Source organism: Nocardia amamiensis NBRC 102102 (assembly GCF_001612745.1).
GTDB lineage: Bacteria > Actinomycetota > Actinomycetes > Mycobacteriales > Mycobacteriaceae > Nocardia > Nocardia amamiensis.
The window spans coordinates 39,861-54,573 of record NZ_BDBA01000037.1; the positions used below are offsets into that span (position 1 = coordinate 39,861).

Below are 14,713 nucleotides of genomic sequence, written 5' to 3' on the forward strand. Positions count from 1 at the left end.
CGGGTCTAGCTCGCGAACGCGATGGGCGAACGGACACCGGCCGCGAGTTCGGCGGTGAGCCGCCGCACCGCGTCGAGCCCGTCGGCGGCCGCGGTGACCAGCGCCGAACCGACGATCACACCGTCGGCGTAGCCCGCGATTTCGGCGGCCTGGTCGCCCGAGCGCACGCCGAGCCCGACGCCGATCGGGATGTCGGAGTGGGCCCGGATGCGCGCGCACAGCGCGGGTGCGGCCGAGGAGACCACGTCGCGGGCGCCGGTGACGCCCATGGTGGAGGCCGCGTACACGAAGCCGCGGCTGGCCTCGAGCGTCTTCACCAGGCGCTCCTCGGTGGAGGACGGCGCGACCAGGAAGATGCGGTCCAGGTTGTGCGTGGACGAGGCGACGAACCAGTCGTCGGCCTCCTCCGGGATCAGGTTGGGGGTGATCATGCCCGACCCGCCCGCGGCCGCCAGATCGCGCGCGAAACGATCGACGCCGTACTTCAGCACCGGATTCCAGTAGCTCATCACCACGGCCTTGCCGCCGGCGCCGGTGATGGCCTCGACGACGGCCAACACGTCACGCACCCGCACGCCGCCGCGCAGCGCCTGCTCGGCGGCGGCCTGGATGGTCGGGCCGTCCATCACCGGATCGGAGTAGGCGACGCCGACTTCGATGATGTCGCAGCCGGATTCGACCATCGCGCGCACGACGTCGATCGAGCCGGCGAGGTCGGGGAATCCTGCGGGCAGATAGCCGATCAGCGCGGCGCGGCCCTCGGCGCGGCAGGCGGCGAAAGTGTTCGCAAGACGAGACTGCTGACTCACGACCGCGCTTCCTCCGTCTCGGCGTCGAACAGCCCGAACCACCGCGCTGCCGTGTCCATGTCCTTGTCACCGCGGCCGGAGAGGTTCACCAGGATGATCGCGCCGGGACCGAGCTCCTTGCCCAGTTGCAGCGCGCCCGCCACCGCATGCGCCGACTCGATCGCCGGGATGATGCCCTCGCTGCGGCTGAGCAGCAACAGCGCGTCCATCGCCTCGGTGTCGGTGATCGGCCGGTACTCGGCGCGGCCGATGTCCTTCAGATAGGCGTGCTCGGGGCCGACGCCGGGATAGTCCAGGCCGGCCGAGATCGAGTGCGACTCGATGGTCTGCCCGTCCTCGTCCTGCAACAGGTAGGAGTACGCGCCCTGGAAGGCGCCCGGCGTACCGCCGGTGAAAGTGGCCGCGTGCCGCCCGGATTCGACGCCGTCACCGGCCGCCTCGTAGCCGATCAGCCGGACGTCGGCGTCGTCGAGGAAGGCGTGGAAGATGCCGATGGCGTTGGAGCCGCCGCCGACGCAGGCGACGACCGCGTCGGGCAGCCTGCCGGTCGAGGCCTGCACCTGGGCGCGGGCCTCCATGCCGACAATGCGCTGGAAATCGCGCACCAGCATCGGGAACGGGTGCGGGCCCGCGGCGGTGCCGAAGCAGTAGTAGGTGTCCTCGGCGTTGGTCACCCAGTCGCGCAACGCCTCGTTGATGGCGTCCTTGAGGGTCTGCGAACCGGAGGTCACCGAGATCACCTCGGCACCCAGCAGGCGCATGCGCGCGACGTTAAGCGCTTGGCGCGCGGTGTCGACGGCGCCCATGTAGATGATGCAGTCCAGGCCGAGCAGCGCGCAGGCGGTGGCCGTGGCCACGCCGTGCTGGCCCGCGCCGGTCTCGGCGATCACCCTGGTCTTGCCCATCCGCTTGGCCAGCAGGGCCTGACCGAGCACATTGTTGATCTTGTGCGAGCCGGTGTGGTTCAGGTCTTCGCGCTTGAGCAGAATGCGCGCACCGCCCGCGTGCTCGGCCAGCCGGGTGCACTCGAACACCGGCGACGGGCGGCCGGTGTAGTCGCGTTGCAGCCGGTCGAGCTCGCCGAGGAACGACTCGTCGAGCCGGGACTTCTCGTATTCGGCGGTGACCTCCTCGATCACCGCCATCAGCGCCTCGGGGACGTGCCTGCCGCCGTAGACGCCGAAGTGCCCGCCCGCGTCCGGCTCGTGGCCGCTGCGCTGGGCGACGCCGTCGCTGGCCTGAGGTAATGCCGCCACGGCCGTCACCGGCCCCGCCGCGCCGGCTTCGGGCAGGACGGGTGCGTGCCCGCGGTCACCAGCTCCGACACCGCGGCGCGCGGGTCCCGGCTGGTCACCAGGCCCTCGCCGACCAGAACGGCGTCCGCGCCCGCGCCCGCGTAGGCCAGCAGGTCGGCGGTGCCGCGGATGCCGGATTCGGCGATCCGGATGACCTCGGTGGGCAATCCGGGCGCGATCCGGGCGAACACGTCGCGATCGACCTCGAGCGTCTTGAGGTTGCGGGCGTTCACGCCGATCACGGAGGCGCCCGCCTCCAGCGCGCGGTCGGCCTCCTCCTCGGTGTGCACCTCGACCAGCGCGGTCATCCCCAAAGACTCGGTGCGGTCGATCAGCGAGGACAGCACGTCCTGCTGCAGCGCCGCGACGATGAGCAGGATGACGTCCGCGCCATGCGCGCGGGCCTCGTGGATCTGGTACGGGCCGACGACGAAGTCCTTGCGCAGGATCGGGATGTTCACCGTGGCGCGGACCGCGTCCAAGTCGTCCAGCGACCCGTTGAAGCGGCGGCCCTCGGTGAGCACGCTGATGACCCGGGCGCCGCCGTCCTCGTAGGCCTTGGCGAGGCTGGCCGGGTCGGGAATGTCCGCGAGTTCGCCCTTGGACGGGCTGGCCCGCTTGACCTCGGCGATCACGCCGATGCCGTCCTCGAGCAGCGCGGCACGGGCGTTCAGCGGCGCGGGTGCGGCGGCTGCGGCGGCCTTCACCGCCTGGAAGTCGAGAAGGGCTTCCCGAGCGGCCACATCCGCGCGGACCCCGTCGAGAATCGAGTCGAGTACCGTCATCTGGCTCGAATCCTTTCTGGGGAGACGGACTTGCTACCTGAGAATCCCCCCAGGCGCTGTCTCACCGATGCTGACAAAGAATAAATGGACCTACCGGGCGCGTTTGCGCCGGGGCTCGAGTTGGACCACGCGGAAGGGCTCCGCGCAAGGTGGCACCCGCCACACCCGGCGCGCGGAGGCTGTTCAGCGCGCACGTCGGCCCGCCTCGCCGGTGTCGGGTTCGTCCGGAGGTTCCTCGGTCGGGTCGGTGCCGGCGTCGAGTGCGTCCCACAGCACACGCTCGGACACCTGCGGCTCGGATCCCTGCTTCGGATACTGCGCGCGCCGCTGCGTGACCTCCGCCGTCGCGGCGGCGCGCCGGAATACCGGATTGTCGTATTTGCCGGACAGCCGCGCGGCTTCCGCGGGCATCCGGGCCAGCAGGACGCCCGCGCCGAACGCGGCGATCGCGCCGACTAGCGCGAGCACGGCCGGGAAGGCCGACGTGGTCGCCTCCTGCACCTGTGCGCGGGCCGGGAGTTCGGCGAGCTTCGCGGCCCGCTCGGCGACCGCGCCGGAGTTGGTCAGCAGCGCGAACGCCGGCACCGCTGCGACCGCGGCGACCAGCGCGATGAGCACGCCGACCACCCGGCGCAACCAGCCCCTGGTGGCCAGCACGGCCGCGATCGAGGCGAGCAGCACCAGCGCCAGCGGCGTCAGGGCGCCGAACCACACCCCGCCGCCAAGACGATCCGTTCGCGGCTGGGTGAGCCCGTCGGAGGACGTGACGGTCACCCACGTCATCCGGGACGAAGCCCAGAGCGCGCAGGCGGCGATGGCCAGCAACACGACGGGGCCGACCGGATACCTGCGGCGGGAATCGGCGTCGCCGTGCGGCGACTGCGCGGGAGCGGCGGAATCATCCGGCGCGGGAGCGGATTGCGGCCCCGCCGTGGCGCTCGCGTCCGGGGCCGGTTCCCGGGCCCGGCCCGGTTGCTTCTCGGAGTCGTCGGCCGCTGTCATCGCGGTTCGCCGCTCCCCGCATCGGGTTCCGCACCGTAGGCCCGCACGGTTCCGGCGGCCGCGATGGCCTTCAGCACCGCCATCGCCTTGTTGCGCGATTCCACGTCCTCGTACTCCGGGTCCGAGTCCGCGACCACGCCTGCGCCCGCCTGCACGTAGGCCGTGCCGTCCTTGAGCAGCGCGGTGCGGATGGCGATCGCGGTGTCGGCGTCACCTGCGAAGTCCAGGTAGCCGACCACGCCGCCGTAGATGCCGCGGCGGGTCGGCTCCAGTTCTTCGATCAGCTCCATGGCCCGCACCTTCGGCGCGCCGGACAGGGTGCCCGCCGGGAAGCAGGCCCGCACCGCGTCCAGCGCGATGCGCCCTGGCGCCAGCCGCCCCGACACCGTCGACACCAGGTGCATCACGTGGCTGTAGCGCTCGATGTGCCGGTACTCGGTGACCCGCACGGTGCCCGGCTCGCACACCCGGCCCAGGTCGTTACGGCCGAGATCGACGAGCATCAGGTGCTCGGCGTTCTCCTTCTCGTCGGCGAGCAGGCCCTTCTCCAGCAGCAGGTCCTCCTCCTCGGTGACGCCGCGCCAGCGGGTGCCCGCGATCGGATGGGTGGTCGCCACACCGTCTTTCACGGTCACCAGCGATTCCGGGCTGGAGCCGACGATGGAGAACGCGGTGCCGCCCTCGCCGTCCGGGATGTGCAGCAGGTACATGTACGGGCTCGGGTTGGAGGCACGCAGCATGCGGTACAGGTCCAGCGGTGAACCGTCGTAGTCCATTTCGAAACGCTGCGACAGGACGACCTGGAACGCCTCGCCCGCCTCGATCTCCTTGACCAGGCGGCGCACTCCCGCGCCGAACTCCTCGGTGGTGCGCCTGCGCCGGTACTGCGGCTCGGGCTGGTCGAACACCGACACGGTGGAATCGGCGGGCGCGCCGAGCGCCGCGGTCATCCGGTCCAGCCTGGCCACCGCGTCGTCGTAGGCTTCGTCCACCCGCTCGGCGGTGCCGTTCCAGTTGACCGCGTTGGCGATCAGCGTGATCGCGCCCTCGTGGTGGTCGAACGCGGCCAGGTCGGTGGCCAGCAGCAGCACCATCTCCGGCAGGCCCAGGTCGTCCAGCGCCAGGTTCGGCAGCCGCTCGATCCTGCGCACCGCGTCGTAGCCGAGGTAACCGACCATGCCGCCGGTCAGCGGAGGCAGTCCGGGCAGGCGCTCGGTGCGCAGCAGCTCCAGGGTCTCGCGCAGCGCGACCAGCGGATCGCCGCCGGAGGGGGCGTCGGCCGGGATGTGACCGAGCCAGGCCGCCTCACCGTCGACGACGGTGAGCGCCGACGGGCTGCCCGCGCCGATGAACGACCAGCGCGACCACGAGCGTCCGTTCTCCGCGGACTCGAACAGGAACGTGCCGGCCCGGTCACCCGCCAGCTTGCGGTAGGCCGACAGCGGAGTCTCGGAGTCCGCCAGCACTTTTCGGGTCACCGGGACCACCCTGTGCTCCGCGGCCAGCAGATGGAACTGTTCGCGGGTCGTGGTGGTGGGCGTGGACGTGCCTGGCATGGACACATCATCCCAGGCCGGGCCGACAAGCCGGTGGGCGGTGCCGCCGACACGGCCACAGAGGCGACAAACCGGACAAACCAGATCGGCCCTCGGTACCGGAGGTGTGGCGGCTCTCACTCCACTCGCGCAGCAAGCGACCGGTAAGTTCTCGATCATGCAGCCAGGACAGCTCGCCCCGCACTTCGAGCTTCCCGATCAGTCCGGCACACCCCGCTCGCTCGACGCGTTGCTGGCGGATGGCCCACTGGTCCTCTTCTTCTATCCCGCGGCCAATACCCCGGTGTGCACGGCTGAGGCCTGCCATTTCCGCGACCTCGCCGCCGAATTCGCCGCCCTCGGCGCCACCTGCGCCGGCATCAGCGCCGACGGAGTGGACACCCAGGCCGGATTCGCCGAGAAACAGCGCCTCGGCTATCCGCTGCTGTCCGACGCCGACGGCGCGGTGGCCGCACAGTTCGGCGTGAAGCGCGGCCTGCTGGGCAAACTGGCGCCGGTGAAGCGGCAGACCTTCGTCATCGACACCGACCGCACCATCCGCAAGGTCATCACCGGCGAGCTGCGCGCGAACGTGCACGCCGACGAGGCGCTGGCGTACCTGCGTGCCAGGTAGATAGCGCGACGCGCCGGGTACGCGCAGCCGGACCGAGCCCCTCGGCAGCCCGCGCGCCGGGCCGAGCGACGGCGAGGCAGCCGCATAGGCTTTCTGCATGACTTCGACCGAGGTCCATCCCGGCGGACGCAAACCCACGGCCGCCGTCTGGCGCACACGGATCATCGTCGGCGCCGCGATCCTCGCCCTTCTGGCCTCGAGCTATTTCCTCCTGGCCGCGTTCATCCCGCGCTGGTGGGCCCAGCGGGTCGGGTCGATGGTGGGTGGCAGCTTCGCCAAGGGCATCGGCTGGGGCCTGTTCTACGGCGGATTGTGCACCGTCGTACCACTTTTCCTGCTGCTGTTCGCCGTCTTGGTCTGGCGCAGGAAGGCAGGCCGATTCCTGGCGGGGGCGGCCGCGGTCGTCGCAATCCTCTTCGCGATCCCCAACCTGATGACCCTCACCATCGTGCTGGCGAACAGCAGCGCCGCCCATGCGGGCGAGCGGACCCTGGATGTGGACGCGCCCGCGTTCCGTGGCGCCGCGCTCGCGGGCGCGATCGTCGCCACGGTGCTGTTCCTGCTCGCGGTGGGCCTGTTGCTATTGCGCAAGTGGCGGCGCACCCGCCAGCGCGCCGCGCCTGCGGCAGGCCCGGCGAAGGTGTGAGTGAACTCACGTCATGTGCGATCTTTATGACGGTCGAGCGAAGTCGTGGCAAACTCATGGGCGCGGGTGACTGTGCACATGCTCTTCCACGACCCCTAGGACCACGAACACGACCACGTCACTTGGCTTGAAAGAAGGCACACAGTGACGAAGTGGCTCGACCCTGTCGAACAGCGAGCTTGGCGCGCCATCGTGGCGCTGATGACACGTCTACCAGCGGCATTGGACACCCAGCTGCAGCGCGAGTCCGGCGTGACGCATTTCGAGTACTGGGTGCTGACCCTGCTGTCGGAAGAGCCGGGGCACCGGCTGCAGATGAGTGAGCTTGCCCACAAAGCAAACGCATCGCTATCACGTCTGTCGCATGTGGTGTCCAAGCTGGAGCGCATGGGTTGGGCGGAGCGTTCGGCGACCGCGGGGCGGCGCGGCGTGCACGCCGTGCTCACCGACGAGGGATACCTGAAGGTGGTCGAGGCCGCGCCTGGCTACGTGGACGCCGTGCGCCACCTGGTCTTCGACGGTTTGGACGACGGGCAGAAGGCCCAGCTCGCCGAACTGGGCGAGCTGCTGGCCGCGCGGCTCGCCGACCGGTTGGATCAGTCCGGCGGGCTGATCTCGACCGGCAAGGACGACGACCGCACGTCGAGCACGTAACCGCGCTCAGGATTGCGCGGCCAGCAGCACATCCGAGTCGAAGCAGGTGTGCGTGCCGGTGTGGCAGGCCGCGCCTTCCTGATCGACCACGAGCAGGATCGTGTCGCCGTCGCAATCCAGCCGCACTTCGTGCACGTACTGCGTGTGGCCTGAGATCTCCCCTTTGACCCAGTACTGCTGCCGCGAGCGCGAATAGTACGTCGCTTTGCGGGTTTCCAGCGTCCGTGCCAGCGCTTCGTCGTCCATCCACGCGACCATCAGCACGTCACCGGTGGCGCGTTCCTGCGCGACGGCCGACACCAGCCCGGCGTCGTTGCGCTTGAGACGGGCGGCGATGGCGGGATCCAGACTCATAGCACCGTTATAACAGTGCCGGTGATCGGCCGACGCGCCCGGCGTCGGGATTTCCGCCACCCGCTACCGGACGACGATCTTCTCCGCTCGCATCGCATCCTTGACCTGACCGATGGACAGCTCGCCGAAGTGGAACACGCTGGCCGCGAGCACCGCGTCGGCGCCGGCGTGCACGGCCGGGGCGAAGTGCTCGACCGCGCCTGCGCCGCCGCTGGCGATCACCGGCACGGTGACCGCGGCCCGCACGGCGCGGATCATCGGCAGGTCGAAACCGGCCTTGGTGCCGTCGGCGTCCATCGAGTTCAGCAGGATCTCACCGACACCGAGTTCGGCGCCGCGCACGGCCCATTCGACGGCGTCGATGCCGGTTCCGCGTTTGCCGCCGTGCGTGGTCACCTCCCAGCCGGACGGGGTGTCGGGCTGGCCGTCCGGGACGGTGCGCGCGTCCACGGAGAGCACGATGCATTGCGAACCGAACCGTTCGGACATTTCGCGCAACACCTCGGGCCGCGCGATCGCCGCGGTGTTCACCGAGACCTTGTCGGCGCCCGCACGCAGCAGTCGGTCCACGTCCGTCACGGTGCGCACCCCGCCGCCGACGGTGAGCGGGATGAAGATCTGCTCGGCGGTGCGGGTCACCACATCGATCATGGTGCCGCGGTCGCCGGTCGAGGCGGTCACGTCGAGGAAGGTCAGCTCGTCGGCGCCCTGCGCGTCGTACAGGGCGGCCAGCTCGACGGGATCGCCCGCGTCGCGCAGATTTTCGAACTTGACGCCCTTGACCACCCGTCCAGCGTCCACGTCCAGACACGGAATCACACGTACGGCCAACGTCATTGCCTCACCCCTTTCTCCGCGGTCGCCGGGTCGGCGACCGTGCAGATCATGTCGAGCAGTTCTTCGTGTACGCCCGGCGCGGCGGCCAGCACGGAGCCGGAGGTGATGGTCCACGGCGTGCCCGCCAGGTCGGTGACCACGCCGCCTGCCGCGCGCACCAGCGCGACGCCCGCCGCGTTGTCCCAGGGATGGTGCCCGAAGACGATCGCGCCGCCGAGCACACCGGAGGCGGTGAACGCCAGATCGATGCCGGTGGAGCCGTGCATGCGCACCCGCGAGGACAGCCTGCTCAGCGGACCGAGCAGATCGAAGCGGAACTGTCCGGGGATGCGGCCGTGCGAGTCGACGTTGAACGCACCGAATCCGATCATCGACTCGGCCAGCGCGCCCCGGGGCAGCGGGGGCAGCGGGCGGCCGTCCAGCAGCACCGGGCCACCGGCCATGGCCGCGTATCGACGGCCGAGCAGCGGCAGCCAGGTCAGCCCGAGCACCGGCTCACCGTCGCGCACCAGCGCCAGGAGCATGCCCGAGAGGGGATGTCCGGAGGAGTAGTTGAACGTGCCGTCGATGGGGTCGAGCACCCACGCGGTGCCCGAGGTGAGCTGCGGGCCGCCGAACTCCTCGCCGTGCACGTCGATGCCGGTGCGCCGCTGCAACTCGGCGGAGATGGTGCGCTCCAGCTCCAGGTCGAGCGCGGTGGCGAAGTCGTTGCGGCCCTTGACGACCGCGCTCGGCGCACCGACACCCTCGACGAACCGCGAGCACACCGCGTCGAGGACCTCGCTCGCCTCCGCGAGCAGTGCCGACAGCGCCCGGGTCATCTCACCGCGGCCAGCGCCTCGGGCAGGGTGAACCGGCCCGCGTAGAGCGCCTTGCCGACGATCGCGCCCTCGACGCCGTCCGGCACCAGCCCGGCGATCGCGACCAGGTCGTCGATGGTGGAGACGCCGCCGGAGGCGATGACCGGCGCGTCGGTGGCCGCGCACACCTCGCGCAGCAGATCCAGATTGGGGCCGGTGAGCGTGCCGTCCTTGGTCACGTCGGTCACCACGTAGCGCGAGCAGCCGTCGCGCTCCAGGCGTTCGAGCACCTCCCACAGATCGCCGCCGTCGCTGACCCAGCCGCGGCCGCGCAGCCGGTGCTCACCGTCGACGATGCGCACGTCGAGGCCAACGGCAATGCGCTCGCCGTGCCGGGCGATGGCCTTGGCGCACCAGGTCGGGTCCTCCAGGGCCGCGGTGCCGAGGTTCACCCGGGCGCAGCCGGTGGCCAGCGCCGCCGCCAGGCTGTCGTCGTCGCGGATGCCGCCGGAGAGTTCCACTTTGACGTCGAGCTCGCCGACGACGCCCGCGAGCAGCTCGCGGTTCGAACCGCGCCCGAAGGCAGCGTCCAGGTCGACCAGATGCACCCACTCCGCGCCCGCCTCCTGCCAGGCCAGCGCGGCCTCGCGCGGCGAACCGTAGCTGGTTTCGCTGCCGGCCTCTCCTTGCACGAGGCGAACGGCCTCTCCGTTGGCGACATCGACGGCGGGTAGCAGCACAAGACTCACGAGAGCAGCCTAGTGGTTACCCGGCCGCGTCCGAGTCACGGGCCTGGGCGAATGGGACCTCGATCACCGGCCGCGGCCGGCACTGCGGGTCTGCAGGGTGCGATCCCGCACCGGGGTGCGCGGGATCGTCGCTACAGCGAGTTCACCCAGTTGCGCAGCAGATGGGCGCCCGCGTCGCCGGACTTCTCCGGGTGGAACTGGGTCGCCGAGAGCGCGCCGTTCTCCACCGCCGCCAAGAATGGCACCCCGTGCTCGGCCCAGGTGAGCTTGGGCGCGGCGAAGTGGTCGCTGGGCGGCAGGTCCCATGCCTGGGCGGCGTAGGTGTGCACGAAGTAGAAGCGAGTGTCCGCGTCGAGGCCCGCGAACAAGACGCTATCGACGGGGGCTGAGACGGTGTTCCAGCCCATGTGCGGCAGCACCGGCGCGGAGAGGCGTTCGACGGTGCCGGGCCATTCGGCGCACCCGTCGGTTTCCACGCCGAACTCGACACCTCGCTCGAAGAGGATCTGCATGCCGACGCAGATACCCAGGACCGGGCGTCCACCGGCCAGCCGCTGACCGATCAGCCGCTCCCCCCGCACCTCCCGCAGGCCCGCCATGCACGCGGCGAAGGCGCCCACTCCGGGCACGACCAGACCGTCGGCGGCCAGCACCACCTGTGGGTCGGCCGTCACATCGACCTGGGCGCCCGCTCTGGTCAGTGCCCGCTCGGCGGAGTGCAGGTTGCCGGAACCGTAGTCGAGGAGGGCGACGGATTTCCTCACAGCGTTCCCTTCGTGGACGGGACCCCGCTCACCCGCGGGTCGAGTTCCACCGCGGCGCGCAAAGCCCGCGCGACCGCCTTGAATTCGGCCTCGGTGACATGGTGCTGGTCGCGGCCGTAGAGCACCCGCACGTGCAGCGCGATGCGCGCGTTCAGAGCGATCGATTCGAAGACGTGGCGGTTGAGCACGGTCGAATACGGCGCGCCGGGGCCGGACCCCGGAATCACCGTGTGCAGCAGGTGCTCCGGTTCGCCGGTGTGCACACAGTAGGGGCGGCCGGACACGTCGACCGCCGCGTGCGCCAGCGTCTCGTCCATCGGGATGTAGGCGTCGCCGAATCGGCGGATCCCCGCCTTGTCGCCCAGCGCCTGGCCGAGCGCCTGGCCGAACACGATGGCGGTGTCCTCCACGGTGTGGTGCGCCTCGATCTCGATGTCGCCTTCGGCGCGGACGGTCAGGTCGAAGCTCGCATGCGCGCCGAGGGCGGTCAGCATGTGGTCGTAGAACGGGACGCCGGTGGCGATCTCGGTCTTGCCGGTGCCGTCCAGATCGAGTTCGACGACGATGCTGGATTCCTTGGTGATCCGCTCCACCCGGGCGGTCCTACTCATGCTCACGTCCAATCGGGTTGTCGCCGGGGTTTCCCGGCGCTGGGTCATCGCGGTGCGAGGTCGGTGCCCGCCAGTGCCGCACTGACCTTCAGCAGTTCGTCGTTCTCGGCGGCGAGGCCGATGGTGGTGCGCAGATAGCCGGGGATGCCGACGTCGCGGATCAGCACACCATGGTCCAGATAGCGCTGCCACGTACGCGGGGCATCGGGGAAGCGGCCGAACAGCAGGAAATTGGCGTCACTGGGGATCACCTCGAAACCCATCTCCCGCAACGCCGCCGCGACCCGATCGCGCTGCGCGGCCAGCTCGGCGACGCTGCCCAGGGTCTCGTCGGCGTGCCGCAGGGCCGCGCACGCGGCGGCCTGGGTGACCACCGACAGGTGATAGGGCAGTCGCACCAGCAGCATCGCGTCGATCACCGCGGGCGCGGCGACCAGGTAGCCCAGGCGCCCGCCCGCGAACGCGAACGCCTTGCTCATCGTCCTGGTGACCACCAGCTTGGCCGGGAACCGGTCGATCAGCCCGATGGCGCTCGGCTGCGCGGAGAACTCGCCGTAGGCCTCGTCGACCACCACGATCCCGGGCGCGGCGGCCAGGATGCGCGCCAGGTCCTGCTGCGGAATGCTGTGCCCGGTGGGGTTGTTCGGGCTGGTCACGAAGACCACGTCGGGCGTGCGCTCGGCGATGGCGGCCAGCGCGTGCTCGACGTCGAGGGAGAAGTCGGCGTTGCGCTTCGCCTCGATCCACTCGGTATCGATGCCCTCGGAGATGATCGGGTGCATCGAGTACGACGGCACGAAACCCAGGGCGCTGCGGCCGGGGCCGCCGAACGCCTGCAACAGCTGCTGGAGGATCTCGTTGGAACCGTTGGCCGCCCAGACGTTGCCGGTGTGCACCGCGACGCCCGTCTGCGTGGTCAGATACCGAGCCAGGTCGGTGCGCAGCGCGACGGCGTCGCGGTCCGGGTAACGGTGCAGGTCCGCGGCGGCCGCGCGGATCGATTCGGCGACGTCATCGATCAGCGCCCGGCTCGGCGGATGCGGGTTCTCGTTCGTGTTCAACTGCACGGGGACCGTCAATTGCGGTGCGCCGTAAGGCTTTTTGCCGCGTAGGTTCGCGCGCAGCGGTAGGTCGTCCAGGGTCACGTCAGCGCCGGGCGCGCGCACCGCGCCCGTCACGACAGCGCCTCGAACCGCGCCTGCACCGCTTGGCCGTGCGCGGGCAGGTCCTCGGCGTTCGCCAGCGCCACCACGTGACCGGCGACGTCCTTCAGCGCCGCCTCGGTGTACTCAACGACGTGAATGCCGCGCAGGAAGGTCTGCACGCTCAAGCCCGAGGAGTGCCGCGCGCAGCCCGCCGTCGGCAGCACGTGGTTGGAACCCGCGCAGTAGTCGCCGAGGCTGACCGGCGCGTACGGGCCGACGAACACCGCGCCCGCGCTGCGCACCCTGGCCGCGACGGCGGGCGCCTCGGCGGTCTGGATCTCCAAGTGCTCGGCGGCGTAGGCGTTCACCACGCGCAGGCCCTGCTCGATGTCGTCGACCAGGACCGTGCCGGACTGCTTGCCGCGCAACGCCTCGCTCACCCGGTGGGCGTGCTTGACCACGGTCAGCTGCGTGGTGAGCGCCGCGTCCACCGCGTCGGCCAGCTGCTCGCTGTCGGTGACCAGCACGCTGGCGGCCAGCACGTCGTGCTCGGCCTGACTGATCAGGTCGGCGGCCACGTGCACCGGATCGGCGGTCGCGTCGGCGAGGATCGCGATCTCGGTGGGGCCCGCCTCGGCATCGATGCCGACCAGGCCGCGGCACAGCCGCTTGGCCGCGGTGACGTAGATGTTGCCGGGGCCGGTGATCAGGTCGACCGGCTCCAGCTGCGCGCCGTCGGTGTCGAGGCCGCCATAGGACAGCAGCGCGATGCCCTGCGCGCCGCCGACCGCCCACACCTCGTCGACCTCGAGCAGCCGAGCGGCGGCCAGGATGGTCGGGTGCGGCAGCCCACCGAACTGCGCCTGCGGCGGCGAGGCCACCACCAGCGAGCCGACACCCGCGGTCTGCGCGGGCACCACGTTCATCACGACGCTGGACGGGTAGACGGCATTACCGCCCGGCACATACAGGCCCACCCGCTCGACCGGCACCCAGCGCTCGGTGACGGTGCCGCCGGGAACCACCTCGGTGGTCTTGTCGGTGCGCCGCTGATCCGCGTGCACCTTGCGCGCCCTGGCGATGGACTCCTCCAGCGCCGCGCGCACCGCCGGGTCCAGCCGGTCCAGCGCGGCATCCAGCTCGGCGGCCGGTACCCGCACCGTCGCCGGGATCACGCCGTCGAACCGCTCGCTGAACTCCAAGGCCGCCGACACACCCTGATCGCGGATCGCCTCGACCACCGGACGCACCTGATGCAGCACCGAGTCCACGTCGACTCCCCCGCGGGGCAGCGCGGCGCGCAGCTCGGCAACGGAGGGAGTACGACCGCGCAGATCGACGCGGGCGAGCTCGATGCGGGTTGTCATGTGGTGTCGGTTCCTTGTCTCCAGCTGATTCCGCAACAGGAAAGTTGCAGCTCCAGCCTAATCGACGCGGATGGACGCCGATCCGGCCGCAGCCGACGCCGGGCCGGGCGCATCGCACAGGTCTGGAGCCGCTACCCAGCGGCATCGGTTTCTGGACGGTCGCGGCGGCTACGCGCGGCATTGAACAGCTATCGCCTGGTCGCCCCGGGTTACTGCTGCCGCACGTGATCAGCGATGTGTCAGCCGTTGGTCAACGCGTATCGCTGTCGATGAGCAGACGCCCACCGGAGCTGACCACGCGCAGTGTCAGGCCCTTGGTCTGGCCCTCGATAGTGAGGCTGGCCAGTCGCATGTCGACCGACCCGTCGTCGTTGTTCGTTCGCCTGGCCGCCTCGATGGTGGCGAAGGTGTCGATGGTCCGCGCCCCCCAGTACTGACGGAAGCCCGGTTCGTTGCCGTACACCTTCTGCGCGGCCGGCGTGAGCAGGCTCCAGGAGGCACTCGGATCGCTGTAGAACTGCTCGATCAGGCCTCCTGCCGCTCCGATGTCGACCCGCTCTCCCGAACTCGGCGTCCGGCCGAGTTCGGCGGCGGCGGTCGAGGTCGTACCGGGTTTCGTCGTCGCGGTCACCGACGGCGGGTTCGCCTGCGGAGTCGGCGAGTCACCGCCGGACTGGCTGAATGCGCTGATCAGCAGCGCCGAGACGGCGGCGACCGCGCCAACCA

At 70.6% G+C, this 14,713-nt stretch carries 16 protein-coding genes and 1 pseudogene; 3 read left to right on the top strand and 14 right to left on the bottom strand.

Translation table 11 applies throughout. The features are described from left to right. Window positions 1–5: 5 nt before the first annotated feature. The 5 genes from trpA to NA4_RS10120 all read right to left on the bottom strand — a co-directional run bounded on the left by trpA (window position 6) and on the right by NA4_RS10120 (window position 5,447). Window positions 6–809 (bottom strand): tryptophan synthase subunit alpha, encoded by an 804-nt coding sequence (trpA, locus tag NA4_RS10100; protein ID WP_067467555.1) that lies wholly within the window; start codon window positions 807–809, stop codon window positions 6–8. Next, on the bottom strand, window positions 806–2,074 hold the full coding sequence (gene trpB, locus NA4_RS10105) for a tryptophan synthase subunit beta (RefSeq protein WP_067467560.1): 1,269 nt from the start codon (window positions 2,072–2,074) through the stop codon (window positions 806–808). Before trpB ends, trpA begins: the two co-directional genes overlap by 4 nt. Further along, window positions 2,071–2,889, bottom strand: coding sequence for an indole-3-glycerol phosphate synthase TrpC (gene trpC / locus NA4_RS10110; protein ID WP_067467563.1), 819 nt, complete (start codon window positions 2,887–2,889; stop codon window positions 2,071–2,073). The genes trpB and trpC overlap by 4 nt, the downstream gene beginning before the upstream one ends. Before the next feature lie 183 nt (window positions 2,890–3,072). Beyond that, the gene (locus tag NA4_RS10115) at window positions 3,073–3,891 is read right to left on the bottom strand and encodes a TIGR02234 family membrane protein (protein ID WP_084496952.1); all 819 of its coding nucleotides are present in this window, start codon (window positions 3,889–3,891) and stop codon (window positions 3,073–3,075) included. Then, window positions 3,888–5,447 carry an anthranilate synthase component I gene (locus NA4_RS10120; RefSeq protein WP_067467565.1) on the bottom strand — a complete coding sequence of 520 codons (1,560 nt, stop codon included), beginning with the start codon at window positions 5,445–5,447 and terminating at the stop codon, window positions 3,888–3,890. Before NA4_RS10120 ends, NA4_RS10115 begins: the two co-directional genes overlap by 4 nt. 157 nt (window positions 5,448–5,604) lie before the next feature. Between NA4_RS10120 and NA4_RS10125 the strand changes: the two genes are divergently transcribed. The 3 genes from NA4_RS10125 to NA4_RS10135 all read left to right on the top strand — a co-directional run bounded on the left by NA4_RS10125 (window position 5,605) and on the right by NA4_RS10135 (window position 7,360). Further along, window positions 5,605–6,060 (top strand): peroxiredoxin, encoded by a 456-nt coding sequence (locus tag NA4_RS10125; protein WP_067467611.1) that lies wholly within the window; start codon window positions 5,605–5,607, stop codon window positions 6,058–6,060. Between the two features lie 97 nt (window positions 6,061–6,157). Continuing rightward, entirely contained in the window at window positions 6,158–6,706 is a 549-nt protein-coding gene (locus tag NA4_RS10130) for a permease (protein ID WP_067467568.1), read from the top strand. Between the two features lie 201 nt (window positions 6,707–6,907). Continuing rightward, window positions 6,908–7,360 (top strand): MarR family winged helix-turn-helix transcriptional regulator, encoded by a 453-nt coding sequence (locus NA4_RS10135; protein WP_084496954.1) that lies wholly within the window; start codon window positions 6,908–6,910, stop codon window positions 7,358–7,360. Window positions 7,361–7,366: 6 nt separating this feature from the next. On the opposite strand, the gene hisI is transcribed toward NA4_RS10135, so the two are convergent. The 9 genes and pseudogenes from hisI to NA4_RS41330 all read right to left on the bottom strand — a co-directional run. Then, a complete protein-coding gene (gene hisI / locus NA4_RS10140; protein ID WP_067467572.1) occupies window positions 7,367–7,714 on the bottom strand; it encodes a phosphoribosyl-AMP cyclohydrolase in 348 nt (115 codons plus the stop codon). A gap of 63 nt (window positions 7,715–7,777) precedes the next feature. Then, a complete protein-coding gene (gene hisF, locus NA4_RS10145; RefSeq protein ID WP_067467575.1) occupies window positions 7,778–8,551 on the bottom strand; it encodes an imidazole glycerol phosphate synthase subunit HisF in 774 nt (257 codons plus the stop codon). After that, a complete protein-coding gene (locus NA4_RS10150; RefSeq protein ID WP_067467578.1) occupies window positions 8,548–9,372 on the bottom strand; it encodes an inositol monophosphatase family protein in 825 nt (274 codons plus the stop codon). The genes hisF and NA4_RS10150 overlap by 4 nt, the downstream gene beginning before the upstream one ends. After that, window positions 9,369–10,100 (bottom strand): bifunctional 1-(5-phosphoribosyl)-5-((5-phosphoribosylamino)methylideneamino)imidazole-4-carboxamide isomerase/phosphoribosylanthranilate isomerase PriA, encoded by a 732-nt coding sequence (gene priA / locus NA4_RS10155; protein WP_067467581.1) that lies wholly within the window; start codon window positions 10,098–10,100, stop codon window positions 9,369–9,371. Before priA ends, NA4_RS10150 begins: the two co-directional genes overlap by 4 nt. Before the next feature lie 131 nt (window positions 10,101–10,231). After that, the gene (gene hisH / locus NA4_RS10160; RefSeq protein ID WP_067467584.1) at window positions 10,232–10,864 is read right to left on the bottom strand and encodes an imidazole glycerol phosphate synthase subunit HisH; all 633 of its coding nucleotides are present in this window, start codon (window positions 10,862–10,864) and stop codon (window positions 10,232–10,234) included. Next, window positions 10,861–11,475 (bottom strand): imidazoleglycerol-phosphate dehydratase HisB, encoded by a 615-nt coding sequence (gene hisB, locus NA4_RS10165; RefSeq protein WP_067467614.1) that lies wholly within the window; start codon window positions 11,473–11,475, stop codon window positions 10,861–10,863. Before hisB ends, hisH begins: the two co-directional genes overlap by 4 nt. A gap of 44 nt (window positions 11,476–11,519) precedes the next feature. After that, the gene (locus tag NA4_RS10170) at window positions 11,520–12,653 is read right to left on the bottom strand and encodes a histidinol-phosphate transaminase (protein ID WP_245671242.1); all 1,134 of its coding nucleotides are present in this window, start codon (window positions 12,651–12,653) and stop codon (window positions 11,520–11,522) included. Next, window positions 12,650–13,987 (bottom strand): histidinol dehydrogenase, encoded by a 1,338-nt coding sequence (gene hisD, locus NA4_RS10175; RefSeq protein WP_067467587.1) that lies wholly within the window; start codon window positions 13,985–13,987, stop codon window positions 12,650–12,652. The genes NA4_RS10170 and hisD overlap by 4 nt, the downstream gene beginning before the upstream one ends. Before the next feature lie 250 nt (window positions 13,988–14,237). Continuing rightward, window positions 14,238–14,713 (bottom strand): annotated as a pseudogene (locus tag NA4_RS41330) (serine/threonine protein kinase); the annotation flags it as partial.